Source organism: Campylobacter sp. LMG 17559 (assembly GCF_024723605.1).
Taxonomy (GTDB): Bacteria; Campylobacterota; Campylobacteria; order Campylobacterales; family Campylobacteraceae; genus Campylobacter_D.
On sequence record NZ_JANQCZ010000003.1, the window covers coordinates 38226 to 52190 of the forward strand.

Genomic DNA, 13965 nt, shown 5'->3' on the forward strand with positions numbered 1-13965 from the left:
TATAAAAAATTAAATTATTTCTTTTTTAAAATAATAAGCAATCTCAAAAAATGAGATTGCTAGAAATCAAAATCATTTAGATTTTCTAAATTTTGAAGCTTTTTGACTAATTCCTCAGCCTTTTCTAAAGAAAGTGCTATGCTAGCATTAGAAAGAAATTTATCTTTTAATTCATCAAAACTTAAAGGATTATCAAAATTTCCTTTATTAATCAGTACATCTTTTTTAATTACTCTTCCATCATTTAAAACAGCTTCTAAATGTCCTGGAAAGTATTTAGGGAAACCACTAGATTTTTTCTTTTCATAGCTAATTTTTTTAGCAAATTCTATTAGTTCAGCTCTATTTAAATTTTCATAAGATTTTAAAGTGATCTTACCATCAAAAAATGCCAAAGCCATTAAAAAAGGCATGGAAAATTTAGCAGCATAAGCACTTTGTGGAGTGTATTTTGCTTCTATTGGATCACAGATAAATGAAATTGGCACCTCATCTACAAAACAATGTATACTTTTGATATCTTGTGCTTTTAAGCCATCATTTCTTAAACTCATAGCACAATCAATAAGCCCATGTGCAAAATGACAACTTGGATAAGGTTTTAATGATACTTGCATTACTTGCCAAATTTCATTCAAGCCCTTACAAAGTTCATTTTTATCACACTCATCTTCTAAGCCAAAAGTTCTAAAAATATTATCCCTTCCTTCAAATATACTCAAAGGGCCGCTCATATTAGCTTTTGCAAAATTTGCTACTAAAATTCCATTTTTCAAAGCATTAGCTATGTGTAAAACTTTAGAATTAGAACCATTAGATAAAAACTCATTTACCCCACTTGCAAAACTTCCTGCTAAACCTAGCGCATTGATGATTTGTTCTTTGTTTAAATCAAGTAAAACACAACTTGCAGCTACACTACCAAAAATTCCTGCTATAGCTGTAGTATGAAAGCCGCGTTTATGGAAACTTCCTTTGCTTGCTATACCCACTCTAGCAGCAATTTCCCAACCAACAATAAAAGCTTTTAAAACTTTTTTTCCATCTTTACTTACACTAAATCCATAAGTTAAACAAAGCGGAGTTAAAATAGCACTAGCGTGCAAAATAGCTTCAGTATGAGTATCATCAAAATCAAGGGCATGCGCTGCAATAGCATTTACCATCGCAGCATAAATTACATCAAGCTTTTTATCTTCACTCCAAATTTTTTTACTAGGATTTACGCTTAAAGCTTCAAAAGCCTTAGTTGCATTTAAAACACAAGCTTCATTTTTAGCAGCCAGGGCTGTTCCTAGTGCATCAAGCATAAGTTCTTTTGCTCTTTGTTTTACTTCACTAGGAATAGCTTCATAGTCTAAATTTACGATAAATTCGGCTAGTTTTTCACTTAAATACATTTTTTCCTACTTTAGAATTGGTGCATTAGCAATTTTTTCTAAGAACTCATCAACTAATTTTGGTGCATAACCTACATAAGTTGTAGCATCCATTAAAACATCAATATCTTTTTCACTTAAAACCTTACTCACACGCTCATCTTCAAGTAAAACTTCTTTGAAAGTTTTATGATTTTCTATACCTCTCATGGCATTTTCATAAACAATTTCATGTGCATGTTGCTTACCATAATGATCGCTTAAAGCAAACATCACGCGTTCTGCTAATACAAAGCCATTAAGCGTATCAAGATTTTTTAGCATTTTGTCTTTTTTAACTTCTAAATCATCAAAGACAAATTTCATATTTGCTAATACCACTGAAAGCATTAAAAACGCTTCTGGTAAAAGCTTCCATTCCATTTTCCAAACTTGGCCATCTCTTTCATGCTCATGTCTTTCTATATCGCTTAAAATTGCAATATTAGCTCTTAGAGCATTACTTACAGTCACTGCATTTTCACTTACTGCAGGATTTCTTTTATGAGGCATAGTAGAGCTTCCTACTTGACCTTTTCCAAAGGGCTCAGCAATTTCATCGATTTCATTATGAGCTAAGATTAAAAGCTGATGTGCGATTTTGTTAAAGGTTGCATTGATATTACCTAGAACATAACCAAGCTCAATAAAACGATCTCTTGCTGGTTGCCATGAGATATCAGGAACTTCTAAACCTAAGCTTTCTAAAGTAAGTTTTTCTACTTCATTAGCCTTGTCACTTAAACTTGCTTTAGTTCCTACTGCACCTACGATTAATCCTACATATAATCTTTTTTCAAGCTCAATAATTCTTTCATAATGGCGATTAAGCTCACTTAGCCAAATTGCAACTTTGTGTCCAAAAGTTATAGGTAAAGCTTGTAAAGCTAAGGTTCTTCCCATCATCGCAGTATTTTTATGCTCTTTTGCGATTTTTGCTAAATTTTTAGCTATATCTTTTAAATCTTGCTTGATTAAAGTCATAGCTTCTTTAAATTGTAAAACTAAGCCTGTATCAATGATATCTTGAGTTGTTACACCAAAATGTACATATTCACCAAGACCATTTTCACAAGCTTTTTCTAAACCACGCACAGTAGGTACTAAAGGGTGTTTGGTCTTTTTAAACTCAGCAAAAATAAAATCCATATCCATAAATTTATAATGCGCTTTTTTAGCTATTTCTATAGCTGCTTCATTAGGGATAATGCCAAATTTTGCTTGAGCTTTTGCCAAGGCAGCTTCTACATCAAGCCATTTTTGAATTCTATTTTCTTCACTAAAAATAGCTCTCATTGCAGGAGTGCTCCAAGAATCTTGAAGCAACCTCATATCAAATACACTCACACCCATGTTTTATCCTTTAAAATTTATTTTTTCAAATGCTTGTTTTAAATCAGCAATCAAATCCTTGCTATCTTCAAGACCTATATGAAATCTCACAAAAGGCCCTCTAGCACTCCAATCTGTTGCAGTTCTTGGTGGAGTAGTAACAGTAGCTAAACTCTCATATCCACCCCAGCTTGCACCGATTGAAAAATACTCTAAATTATCTACAAACTCAATAGCTTGTTCTTTTGAAATACCATCTGCAAATTCAATCGTTACCATACCATTAGTACCTTTATGATCGCGCATAAAAACTTCATGGTTTGGATGGGTTTTTAATTTTGGATAAAAAATTGTTTTAACTTCTTTTCTACTTTGTAAAAACTCTACTACCTCATCTGCACTTTTTTCATGCGCTTTCATTCTTACATCTAAAGTTCTCATACCACGAAGCACCAAATAAGCATCATCAGGACTTGTAGTAAATCCTAAAGCTTCTGGTAATTTGTCAAAATTTTTCCATTCTTTTTCATTAATCACTACTATACCCATAGTAACATCTGAATGCCCACTTAAGTACTTAGTCGCTGCAATCACTGAAATATCAACGCCAAGCTCAAGCGGATTTAAAAAATACCCACTTGAATAAGTATTATCAATCGCTACTGGTATGTTATGTTTGTGTGCAATTTCGCATAGTTTTGGTAAATCTATAATTTCATAAAGTATAGAACCTGGGCTTTCACAAAGGATTAATTTTGTGTTTGGTTTGATTTTTTCTTCTACATCAGAAGCATCAGCTTTTAAAAAGTCAATTTCTACACCCATTTTAGTTAAAAATAAATCACAAATTGTTCTAACAGGTCCATAAATAGCATCAGTGATTAAAAAATGAGCATCTTTGCTAGCATAATTTAAAAGCACCATAGCTAGCGCTGCAAGTCCTGTTGGGAAAAGTTGCGCTCTATGGCCTCCTTCAAGCGCACAAATTAGTTTTTCAAGTTCAAAATTAGTTGCTGTTCCTCTAGCACCATAACTTAAAACACGATCTGTTTTTCTTAACTCGCGGTATTTTTGCCAAGTTGCATGATCTTTAAAAAGTATAGTTGATGCACGCATTAAGGTTGGATTAACTGATCTTACTTCAGCATTTTGATCGCCTCTTCCTAGATGGATTAATTTAGTTTTGTTGTTCATTTTGTACTCCTTTTTATAGATAAATATAAGTCATAATCACATTAACAATAGCAGCTACAAGCATAGGAATGGCTGTTCTTTTTACAACTTGTAATGGATTTACTTTAGCCATAGCTGAAATTGCCAAAATAGCAGGTGCGATAGGCGAAACACATCTACCAAAACCTGTCATGATTTGAATAGGTGCTATCATAGCTATGGTTTCAACGCCAAAAGATTTTGCTATATTTGGGATAAGTGGCGCAAAAGAGAAAAATGCTGCATTTCCTGAACCCATTAAAAATGCACATACAGCAAGCAAAATAGAAACTGCTATAATAATAGCAAGCACTCCAAAACCTGCATCTTTTGCAAAACCTATTAAAGTATCTACAAAGCCAACTGATAAAAGTCCGCTTGCAAAAACTTGACCACAAACGATCAAAGAAACTGTGATTACAAACAAATGTCCCATACCTTTGAAAAATACCATGATAGAATTTAAAGTATCAATCAAACTTCTATAACGAATGATTTCAAAAATAATTGCTATAAAGGTTGAAATCATCATAGCAACCGGCACATTCATTTTAATAGCAGTAGATGAAGCTGCTTTAACTTCTTCCATAGTAGTAAGCCCCATTAACACCATAATGCTATCTAAAACACTACTAAAACCCAAAATTAACACTAACGGTATAATAGGTAAAATCGCATAAATTCTAGGTGGCTTTTTAAGCTCTTCACTTTTGCCATCATGCTCTGCTAATTCTTTTTCAACATCATCACGGTTAAATGTGAAATTTTCTTTTTTATCAAAATATTTTGAGCAAAAATAAATCGCAATACCTACTGCTATGATAATAGGCACAGTTGTAGGAAGCTGATAATGTACAAAATACACCGCTGGATCAATTTCAGCTGTTTTTGCAGCCAAAATAACATTACCACTACCTGGGCCATGGTCAATGTATTGACAAATAGCAATAATTGAAAGTGCAGAAAGCTTAGAAACTCCTGAGCGCACCAAAATAGGATACATTGTAACCATAAGTAAAAGTGCTAAACCTGCATGTGAAGGTATAAAAAGCACTAAAAACTGGATTACAAAATATGAAACTAGCAATAAAATATAAGGTGATTTTACTGCTTTTAAAGGTCTTTCAAATACTTTAAATAAAGCATAACTTGCACCCACATGATCCATATAAGCAGAAAATCCTGCTATACACATTAAAGTAAGTCCAAGCCCTGCTAGAGTACTTGACATTTTGGTATTTACTACTTGGAAAATATCAAAAAGACCTAAATGTAAAGATTGCTTTTCACTAATAATAGGAGAAAGTCCAAAAATTCCTGCTAGAGATAGCAAGAATAAACCACTTAAAAGCAACGCCATATGGGCGTTGATTTTTTTATAGAGCATAAAAACAAGTAAAAATACAGAACATCCTGCAAAAAATAAACCCAACATGCTCTATCCTTTATGAGCAATAACCTCTATCTCCACTTTAGCACCCTTAGGAAGATCTTTTACCGCAAAAGCACTTCTTGCAGGATATGGAGCTGCGAAAAATTCAGAATAAACCTCATTAAAAGCCACAAAATCATCAATATTTGCTAAAAAGCAAGTAGTTTTTACCACATTGTTAAAATAAAGATTATTTTCTTCTAATATAGCCTTAATATTTAACAATGACTGTCTTGTTTGTTCTTTTACATCTTCACTTTCTATATTTCCACTTTCTGGATTAATAGGAAGTTGTCCTGAAATAAATAACAAACCATTAGCTTCTCTATAAGCTGAATATGGTCCTATAGCCTTTGGATAATTTGCCATGTATACTCCTTGTGTTTAAATGAAATCATAATATAATATTATCATCATAATAATAAATTGTCAATATTTTTTTATCATAATAATAATTTTTTTTATTGTTATAATTATTAACAACTTTGATGAAAATATTATGTAAAATAACAAAAAACAACAAAAAGGTCTAGATCATGGATGAGCAACAAAAAGAATTATTTATCAAACTCACTCAGTTTTTAGGGCAGGTGCTTGGGGATCAATATGAAATAGTTTTTCATGTGATTGCACCTGAGGGTTCATACATAGCAGCCATTGCAAATAACCACATTAGTGGAAGAACCATTAATTCTCCATTAACTTCTTTTGCAAGTGAGCTTGTACAAGAAAAAGAGTATTTAAATAAAGATTTTTTATGTGATTATAAAGCAAAGGTTGGAAAGTCTAAGATTGTTACTGGATCAACTTTTTTCATTAAAAATCAAAATAAAATCGTGGGAATTTTATGTATAAATCACGATACCACAGAGCTTAGAAATGCTATTAGTAAAATCATAGAACTTGAAAAAATCAATGATTTTAGTGATTTGTTAGATATTCATAATCAAAACAATGTAAATTTGCATAATGTGAGTAATATAGAAACACTTAGTCATTCTATAGAAGATATTTTAGCTGAAAACATAGACTTAAAATATTTAAATTCAGGATATAGCTTAAGCACTGAGCAAAAAGATGAAATTATTAAAAAGCTTCATTCAAAAGGAATTTTTAACATTAAAGGAAGCATACCTATAGTTGCTAAATCGCTTAATATATCAGAACCTAGTGTTTATAGGTATTTACAAAAACTTAAAAACAATCTCTAAGCTAAAATACAAGCTTAGAGATAAAATAACCTGCAATAGTCGCACTAATAATCAAAACAAAACCTGGTCTTAAATAAGAGTGATTGATCACAAATTTACCTATTTTTGTTGTGCCTGTTCTATCAAAAGCCACACATGCTATTTGATTAGCTCCTGGGACTATAAAATCTCCGCTCACACAAGGATAAAGCACAATAAGAATTTGAGGAGGAATTCCCAAGCTCACACCCAAAGGCATCAAAGCAGCTACTGTTGCTGAAGGAGAAAAAATCACCATAGAAAAGGCAAATAAAGCCACCCCGAATAAATACGGATAATCCTCTACAATATGCGATAAAGAATCACTAAATAAAGGCTTATAAGCTTCAAAAAATGTTCCTGTCATCCAAGCTATACCAAAAACCCCTACAACTCCTATAAGTCCTGATCTAAATACCGAAGCTTCACCAAGCTTATTAGCAGGAACTTTAGCAAAAAGCATAATCAAACAAGCCGTTGCAAGCATAATCATTTGGATTAAATTGGGAGTAGAAAGTCTTTCTATTTTGCCATTTGCAAGCTCATAGTGAGGCAATAAATTCGTAAAAGTTCCAAAGAAAATAATAGTTAAAATCCCTAAAGCAAAAATATACAAAGACCTTCTAGCCATAGGATCATGTTCGCTATCTTTGTTTTGCAAATCTTCACTTAAAAAATGATATTCTCCTGCTTTTACCCTTCTTTGAAACTCCTCATCTTGCTCAAGCTCTTTTCCTCTTTTAAAAACACTCAAACAAGCAAGAAACACACCTATAAAAAAGGCTGGCAAACTTACCATTAAAATTTGCACTATTGTTGTACCACTAAAGGCTAAAACAGCCACCATAGCAGCAGTAGCTGCACTCATAGGTGAAGCTATAACACCAATTCCTGCTGCTACAACTGAAACCGAAAGCGCTCTTTCGGGACGAATTTTAGCATCAGCTGCCACTTCAGCAATCACTGGATAAATAGAAAAAGCTACATAGGTAGTACCGCAAAAAATCGTAAAAGCAGAGCTAATCAAAGGTCCCATAAAAACAATAGCTTGAGGTTTTTTCTTTAGAATTTTCTCTGCTATTTTTACTAGCAAATCAAGCCCACCTGCGCTTTGTAAAACACTCACACAAGTAATCACAGCAAGTATAATAAACACAACACTCACAGGAAGTGAAGCTGGTTGCATACCAAAGACCAAAACCAAAATACACATACCAAGCCCACCTGCAACCCCAAGTCCTATACCACCATATCTACCACCTATGGCTATCATAGAAAAAATGATGAAAAATTCTAATATAAAAATAACATCCATTAATCTTGTGCCTTATATTGCTCCAAAAGCTCTTTTGCGTGTTTAATTTGCTCTAATACTACTTTAGTTCCTGTACCACCATAAGATACTCTTGCGTCTATACAAGTTTCTAAAGCAATTGCCTCATAAATATCTTCTTGGATATTTTCATTAAATTGATGAAATTCCTCCATGCTAAGTTCTTCAAGCATTTTTCCATGTTTAATACAATAATTCACAGCCCCGCCAACTATACTATGAGCTTCTCTAAATGGTATATTTTTTCTTACTAAATAATCAGCCATATCCGTAGCATTTGAAAAGCCTTTTGCAGCAGCTGCTCTTGTATTATTAGCATTTACTTGCATTTTTTCTATCATAGGAGTTATGATTTTTAAACTTGCCATTAGAGTATCCATAGAATCATAAACTTGAGCCTTATCTTCACTCATGTCAGTATTATAAGCTAGTGGAATACCTTTCATAATAGTTAGCATTGCCATAACATTGCCATACATTCTACCTGTCTTACCACGCATTTTTTCAGCTACATCAGGATTTTTCTTTTGAGGCATTATGCTTGAGCCTGTGCAAAAATCATCACTTAATTCTATAAATTTAAAATCTTGACTTGAAAAAAGTATAAGCTCTTCACAAAAACGACTAAGGTGCATAAAGCACATTGCAGCCACAGAAGTAAATTCAACCATATGATCTCTATCACTAACGCTATCAATGCTATTTTCTGTTGGTTTTGCAAAACCTAGTTCTTTGGCGCAAAAATGTCTGTCTATATTAAATGTGGTTCCACCAAGCGCAGCTGCTCCTAAAGGACACTCATCCATTCTTTTATATAAATCTTCAAAACGAGAATAATCCCTACTTAACATCCAAAAATACGCCATGATCCAATGTGAAAAAAGCACCGGTTGACCGGTTTGTAAATGTGTATAACCTGGCATAATAGCTTTGATATTTTTTTGAGCTTGATTGATGATTTCTTCTTGCAAAGCAATAATTTGATTTAAAATTTCTTTTATAACGGCTCTCATATGCATTTTTGAATCAAGCGTAGTTTGATCATTTCTACTTCTTGCAGTGTGAAGCTTTCCACCTACTGGGCCTACAATTTGTGTCATTCTTTTTTCTACAGCCATATGAATATCCTCATCAGCTATATCAAAAACAAAGGTTCCATTTTGAATTTCTTCTCTAACTTGCTCTAAACCCTTGATGATAGTTTTTGCTTCATCTTCTTTTATAATGCCTTGTTTTGCAAGCATAGTGCAATGAATTATACTTCCTTGTATATCAAAAGGAGCAAGTCTTGGCTCAACTAATAATGAAGCAGTGTATTCTTCAACTAATTTATTTGTAGGTAAATCAAAGCGTCCACCCCATAATTTCTCTGCTTTTTGTGACATATTTATCCTTCTATTTGCAAATAAAAGGATAATTTTATAATTTTTATTTTTTCAAAGAGTTTAACTTTTCTTTCTTTTAAAAATTTTCAACACAGCAAAAGCTATTTTTTTAAGAAAACTTTTTTTAGAATGCTTTGTTAAAAACTCTACTATATCTCTATGTCCAAACATTAGTGCAAAAGTAAAAGGTGTCATACCAAGACCGTTGTTTTCATCAATATTTGCCCCATATTCTACCAAAAGCTTACACATAGGCAAATACCCTTTAAAACACACCCCCGCTAATGGAGTTTGCCCTCTATCATTTTTCTCATCTACTCTAGCATTATTTTCTAGTAAAAACTTAGCGCATTCATAAGCATTGTGATAACTTGCAAGCATTAAGAGACTATCGCCTTTGTGATTTTTTAAATTCACACTCAAACCTGCTTCTATCATAATCTTTAAATTTTGCAAATCATTTTTTCTTGCAAAGTCAAAAGCCATAGTACAAAGTTCTTGAATTCTTTTTTCTTCTTCGTTGCTAAACATTTTTTTCCTTTTATAATCTTTAGTTTGCCACTTTTAAAGTGGCAAGTAAAAATTACATTTTCAAAGCTTTTTTAACACCATTTGCATATTCACTTGAAATTTTTTCAAAATGACTTAATGCTCTAGCAATAATTTTTTCATCAACCCCGCTCATAGAAGTTGCTATATTTTTAAATAACTGCTCTTTTTGATCTTGGTTCATTATATCAAACAAGGCTCTTGGTTGAGTATAAAAATCATCATCAAGTGGAGCATATCTTTGCGCAATACCTTCAAGTGCTAAGTCAGGCTCAAGATAGCTTTTATCTTCTTTTGGACTATCATCATAACTATTTGGCTCATAGTAAGCTGCGCCATTTTTATAAGTGTCAAAATTCATAGCTCCTGCTACATTATAAGTATTTACTTCACTTTTTGCACGATTAACTGGCAATAAATGATAATTTGTCCCTATGCGATATCTGTGTGCATCAGGATAAGAAAAGATTCTAGCTTGCAACATTTTATCAGGACTAAAACCAATACCAGGAACGATATTACTTGGACTAAATGCAGCTTGTTCTACTTCGTTAAAGTAATTTTGTACATTTTTATTAAGTACTAATTCACCTACTTCTATTAAAGGCACAATGCTATGTGGCCAAACTTTAGTTAAATCAAAAGGATTAAAACCTAATTTTTCTGCTTCATCTTCTTTTAAAACTTGAATTTGGAAAGTCCATTTTGGAAAATCTCCTTTTTCAATAGCCTCATATAAATCTCTTTGATGACTTTCTCTATCATTTGCTATTAAATTCGCCGCTTCTTCGTTGGTTAAATTTTTAATACCTTGCTTGGTTTTAAAATGAAATTTCACCCAAAATCTTTCATTTTTATCATTAATCAAACTATAAGTGTGACTTCCAAAACCATGCATATGACGATAACTTGCAGGAATTCCTCTATCGCTCATTAAAATAGTAACCTGGTGTAAGCTTTCAGGACAAAGGCTCCAAAAATCCCATGCAGCATTATTACTTCTTAAATGAGTTCTTGGATCTCTTTTTTGAGTATGGATAAAATCAGGAAATTTATACGCATCTCTTATAAAAAATGTCGGAGTATTATTACCTACTAAATCCCAATTTCCTTCTTTGGTATAAAATTTAATCGCAAAACCCCTTACATCTCTTTCTGCATCAGCTGCACCTGCTTCACCTGCAACGGTTGAAAATCTTATAAATAAAGGCGTATTTTTTCCAAGCTGTAAAACTTTTGCTTTGGTATATTGAGAAATATCTTTAGTAATTTTAAGTTCTCCATAAGCACCGCTTCCTTTTGCATGTACCGTTCTTTCTGGAATTCTTTCTCTATTTTGATGAGCAAGTTTTTCAAGCAAAATATAATCTTGCATTAAAAGTGGACCTTTAACACCCGCACTTAGTGAATTTTGATTATCAGCTATGATATTTCCAAAATCATTTGTTAGTTTTTTCATTGTGTCTCCTTTTTAAATAATAATTTTTATTATTTGATAAATTATATTCCTATATTATTAAAATAAAATTAAACGATAAAAATTATCATTATTTAAAAAATGATTATAAAATTCTTATTTTTAAAAAAATAATCTTTTTTTAAGCATAAATATTTTTATTTTGTAATAAAATTGTTAAAAAATAAGAATAAGCATTCTTATTTTAAATATTTTTACTACAAAATTAATAAAAAAAGGAGAGCTTATGGATAAAGAAACAAGAACTTATTATATTAAATTAGTTAAATTTCTTGCAGAAGCCTTGGGTAGAAATTATGAAATAGTCTTGCACGATGTAAGCGAAGATGGAGCCAATATAGCAGAAATTGCTAATAACCATATTAGTAAAAGAACTATAAACTCACCTCTAACTGGTTTTGCCATTGAAATGATTAAAAATAAAATCTATTTAGAGCGTGATTATATAACACATTATAAAACTTCAGCTAAAAGCTCACAAGCAATGTCAGGCTCTACTTTTTTTATTAAAAAAGATGAAAAACTCGAAGGTTTGCTTTGTATTAATCATGATACCTCAGCGTTTAAAAAAATCTCTGATGAAATTTTAAATCTTGGAAATATTTATGATAATGCTTATGAAAACCCTGAGCAAGAAAATAAAGAATATATTAAACTTGATTTAGAAGAAATTGTCGAAGATATTTCGGGTATGGATATAGAAAGTTTTAAAAATAAAAGCTTAAAACCAAAAGAAAAGCAAAAAATGATAGCTAGTTTATATGAAAAAGGTGTGTTTAATGTAAAAGGTGTTATTCCTAAGGTTGCTGAACTTTTAGGTATTTCTGAACCTAGTGTTTATAGACATTTACAAAAGATTAAATAATCATAATTTAAAAAAATTGTAATTTTTGATACAATAACACTTTAATTTTAATAAAAGGAAAAATATGGCTGATGATATGATGGATGAACAAGGCGAATCAAAGAAAAAAGGTGGCAATACTTTAGTAATTATTATCGTTGTATTTTTATTTGTATTTTTACTTGTGATTGTAGGAGCGATTGCTTATTTAATGTTTAGCGGTGGTTCTGAAGAAAATCCTGCTCCACAAGCTGAAGAAAGCGCACAAGTTGCACAAGCTCCTAAGAAAACAAATGCAGTAGCAGCTAGAGGAAGTGATTATGCAAATATTGGAGTGATGTATCCTTTAGCACCTTTTACACTAAATTTGTTAAGTGATGGTGGATCAAGATATGTAAAATGCACCATTCAACTTGAACAAAATGTTGAAACTCTAACCCCAGAACTTGATAAAAAAGTTGCTATTATTAGAGATATTATCATTAGAACTTTAACTTCAAAAACCTTTGAAGAAGTAAGCACCACAAAAGGCAAAGAAAGATTAAAAGATGAATTAACTGGTAAAATCAATGAGGTTTTAACTGATGGTTTTATCAAAAATATTTATTTTACTGACTTTGTAGTATCTTAATGATAGGCTGCGACATAGTTGTATGCTCTCGCGTAGAAAAAATTTATGAAAGACATAAAACACTTTTCTTGGATAAATTTTTATCCAAGCAAGAGCAAAGTTATATAAAAAATACCAACACTCTGGCCGGATTTTGGGCTATTAAAGAAGCTGCTTCTAAGGCTTTGGGGGTTGGAATTTCTAAAGAATGTTCTTTTTTTGACATCATCATCTCTAAAGATGATAAAAATGCCCCACATATTAGTTTTTCTCAAAAAGTCATGCAAGAATTTAAAATCAAATCAGCAAGTGTAAGCGTAGCACATGATGGGGGTTTTGCTATAGCAGTAGTGACTATAGAAACCAAGCAAGGTTAAAACCTTGCTTTTACATATAAAGCCCACCGTTGACTTTTAAAATTTCCCCTGTAATATAAGAAGAATGATCGCTTAATAAAAATGCCACAACTTGAGCTACTTCACTTGCATCTGCAAAACGTTTTAAAGGGATATTATTAATATAATTTTGTTTTATTTCATCACTTAAAACTTCAGTCATATCACTTTTTATAAAACCTGGTGTAATACAGTTATATCTTATATTTCTTGCTGCACCTTCTTTAGCAAAAGATTTTGTTAATGCCATCATGCCACCTTTGCTAGCGCTATAATTAGTTTGACCTGCATTTCCCATTTCTCCAACTATAGAAGCAATATTAACAACCGCACCAAAACGCTTTTTACTCATAGTTTTTAATGCTTCTCTACAACCTAAAAAGCTTGAATTCAAATTAGCATTAATCACTGAAGAAAAATCATCCATGCTCATTCTAAGTGCTAATTTATCATTTGTAATACCTGCATTATTAACTAAATAACTAAGTTCACCATCACTTTCTATTATGGTTGCAATAGCGCTTGTAAATTCTTCTTCAACACTTGCATCGAATTTAATCACAGCCGCAGTGCCGCCATTTTTTTCTATCTCTTCTTTTAACGCATCAGCAAGTTCAGGTTTACTTCTATAATTAATCCAAACTTTTAAACCATGACTTGCTAATTCTTTAGCTATTGCTGCACCTATACCTTTACTTGCACCTGTTATTAAAACATTTTTTCCACTAAATTTCATTGTTCTCCTTTAA

Annotated in this window: 14 protein-coding genes; 4 read left to right on the plus strand and 10 right to left on the minus strand. The window is 31.9% G+C overall.

The features are described from left to right. Positions 1 to 59: 59 nt before the first annotated feature. The 5 genes from CAMP5082_RS02020 to CAMP5082_RS02040 are packed head-to-tail and all read right to left on the minus strand — an operon-like array spanning position 60 to position 5763. Complete coding sequence (locus CAMP5082_RS02020) at positions 60 to 1400, minus strand: MmgE/PrpD family protein (protein WP_337205773.1); 1341 nt, start codon at positions 1398 to 1400, stop codon at positions 60 to 62. A gap of 6 nt (positions 1401 to 1406) precedes the next feature. After that, positions 1407 to 2771, minus strand: coding sequence for an adenylosuccinate lyase (gene purB, locus CAMP5082_RS02025; protein WP_337205774.1), 1365 nt, complete (start codon positions 2769 to 2771; stop codon positions 1407 to 1409). Positions 2772 to 2774: 3 nt separating this feature from the next. Continuing rightward, positions 2775 to 3944, minus strand: coding sequence for a trans-sulfuration enzyme family protein (locus tag CAMP5082_RS02030; protein WP_337205775.1), 1170 nt, complete (start codon positions 3942 to 3944; stop codon positions 2775 to 2777). Positions 3945 to 3957: 13 nt separating this feature from the next. Continuing rightward, entirely contained in the window at positions 3958 to 5397 is a 1440-nt protein-coding gene (gene dcuC, locus CAMP5082_RS02035) for a C4-dicarboxylate transporter DcuC (protein ID WP_337205776.1), read from the minus strand. A 3-nt stretch (positions 5398 to 5400) separates the two neighbouring features. Next, complete coding sequence (locus CAMP5082_RS02040) at positions 5401 to 5763, minus strand: Rid family detoxifying hydrolase (protein WP_012661024.1); 363 nt, start codon at positions 5761 to 5763, stop codon at positions 5401 to 5403. Between the two features lie 167 nt (positions 5764 to 5930). Here CAMP5082_RS02040 and CAMP5082_RS02045 point away from each other — a divergent pair, with 167 nt between their 5' ends. Continuing rightward, a complete protein-coding gene (locus CAMP5082_RS02045; protein WP_039617503.1) occupies positions 5931 to 6605 on the plus strand; it encodes a YheO-like PAS sensor domain-containing protein in 675 nt (224 codons plus the stop codon). Position 6606: 1 nt separating this feature from the next. Here CAMP5082_RS02045 and CAMP5082_RS02050 read toward each other — a convergent pair whose 3' ends face one another. The 4 genes from CAMP5082_RS02050 to CAMP5082_RS02065 are packed head-to-tail and all read right to left on the minus strand — an operon-like array spanning position 6607 to position 11349. Then, entirely contained in the window at positions 6607 to 7938 is a 1332-nt protein-coding gene (locus CAMP5082_RS02050) for an anaerobic C4-dicarboxylate transporter family protein (RefSeq protein ID WP_337205777.1), read from the minus strand. Further along, entirely contained in the window at positions 7938 to 9341 is a 1404-nt protein-coding gene (gene argH, locus CAMP5082_RS02055; protein ID WP_263724403.1) for an argininosuccinate lyase, read from the minus strand. The genes CAMP5082_RS02050 and argH overlap by 1 nt, the downstream gene beginning before the upstream one ends. Before the next feature lie 60 nt (positions 9342 to 9401). After that, complete coding sequence (locus CAMP5082_RS02060; RefSeq protein WP_337205778.1) at positions 9402 to 9872, minus strand: ankyrin repeat domain-containing protein; 471 nt, start codon at positions 9870 to 9872, stop codon at positions 9402 to 9404. A gap of 52 nt (positions 9873 to 9924) precedes the next feature. Next, complete coding sequence (locus CAMP5082_RS02065) at positions 9925 to 11349, minus strand: catalase (RefSeq protein ID WP_337205779.1); 1425 nt, start codon at positions 11347 to 11349, stop codon at positions 9925 to 9927. Between the two features lie 244 nt (positions 11350 to 11593). On the opposite strand from CAMP5082_RS02065, the gene CAMP5082_RS02070 reads away from it, so the two are divergent. The 3 genes from CAMP5082_RS02070 (at position 11594) to acpS (ending at position 13198) form a co-directional block, all read left to right on the plus strand. Then, a complete protein-coding gene (locus CAMP5082_RS02070) occupies positions 11594 to 12232 on the plus strand; it encodes a helix-turn-helix transcriptional regulator (protein ID WP_257403836.1) in 639 nt (212 codons plus the stop codon). Between the two features lie 64 nt (positions 12233 to 12296). Continuing rightward, complete coding sequence (gene fliL, locus CAMP5082_RS02075) at positions 12297 to 12842, plus strand: flagellar basal body-associated protein FliL (protein WP_404842191.1); 546 nt, start codon at positions 12297 to 12299, stop codon at positions 12840 to 12842. Then, a complete protein-coding gene (gene acpS, locus CAMP5082_RS02080) occupies positions 12842 to 13198 on the plus strand; it encodes a holo-ACP synthase (protein WP_337205780.1) in 357 nt (118 codons plus the stop codon). Before fliL ends, acpS begins: the two co-directional genes overlap by 1 nt. Before the next feature lie 10 nt (positions 13199 to 13208). On the opposite strand, the gene fabG is transcribed toward acpS, so the two are convergent. Next, complete coding sequence (fabG, locus tag CAMP5082_RS02085; protein WP_337205781.1) at positions 13209 to 13952, minus strand: 3-oxoacyl-ACP reductase FabG; 744 nt, start codon at positions 13950 to 13952, stop codon at positions 13209 to 13211. Positions 13953 to 13965 lie beyond the last annotated feature (13 nt).

Bases quoted from the DNA above. Each gene is read 5' to 3' on its own strand.
- CAMP5082_RS02020 (WP_337205773.1), bottom strand. From the start codon at position 1,400: ATGTATTTAAGTGAAAAACTAGCCGAATTTATCGTAAATTTAGACTAT.
- purB (WP_337205774.1), bottom strand. From the start codon at position 2,771: ATGGGTGTGAGTGTATTTGATATGAGGTTGCTTCAAGATTCTTGGAGC.
- CAMP5082_RS02030 (WP_337205775.1), bottom strand. From the start codon at position 3,944: ATGAACAACAAAACTAAATTAATCCATCTAGGAAGAGGCGATCAAAAT.
- dcuC (WP_337205776.1), bottom strand. From the start codon at position 5,397: ATGTTGGGTTTATTTTTTGCAGGATGTTCTGTATTTTTACTTGTTTTT.
- CAMP5082_RS02040 (WP_012661024.1), bottom strand. From the start codon at position 5,763: ATGGCAAATTATCCAAAGGCTATAGGACCATATTCAGCTTATAGAGAA.
- CAMP5082_RS02045 (WP_039617503.1), top strand. From the start codon at position 5,931: ATGGATGAGCAACAAAAAGAATTATTTATCAAACTCACTCAGTTTTTA.
- CAMP5082_RS02050 (WP_337205777.1), bottom strand. From the start codon at position 7,938: ATGGATGTTATTTTTATATTAGAATTTTTCATCATTTTTTCTATGATA.
- argH (WP_263724403.1), bottom strand. From the start codon at position 9,341: ATGTCACAAAAAGCAGAGAAATTATGGGGTGGACGCTTTGATTTACCT.
- CAMP5082_RS02060 (WP_337205778.1), bottom strand. From the start codon at position 9,872: ATGTTTAGCAACGAAGAAGAAAAAAGAATTCAAGAACTTTGTACTATG.
- CAMP5082_RS02065 (WP_337205779.1), bottom strand. From the start codon at position 11,349: ATGAAAAAACTAACAAATGATTTTGGAAATATCATAGCTGATAATCAA.
- CAMP5082_RS02070 (WP_257403836.1), top strand. From the start codon at position 11,594: ATGGATAAAGAAACAAGAACTTATTATATTAAATTAGTTAAATTTCTT.
- fliL (WP_404842191.1), top strand. From the start codon at position 12,297: ATGGCTGATGATATGATGGATGAACAAGGCGAATCAAAGAAAAAAGGT.
- acpS (WP_337205780.1), top strand. From the start codon at position 12,842: ATGATAGGCTGCGACATAGTTGTATGCTCTCGCGTAGAAAAAATTTAT.
- fabG (WP_337205781.1), bottom strand. From the start codon at position 13,952: ATGAAATTTAGTGGAAAAAATGTTTTAATAACAGGTGCAAGTAAAGGT.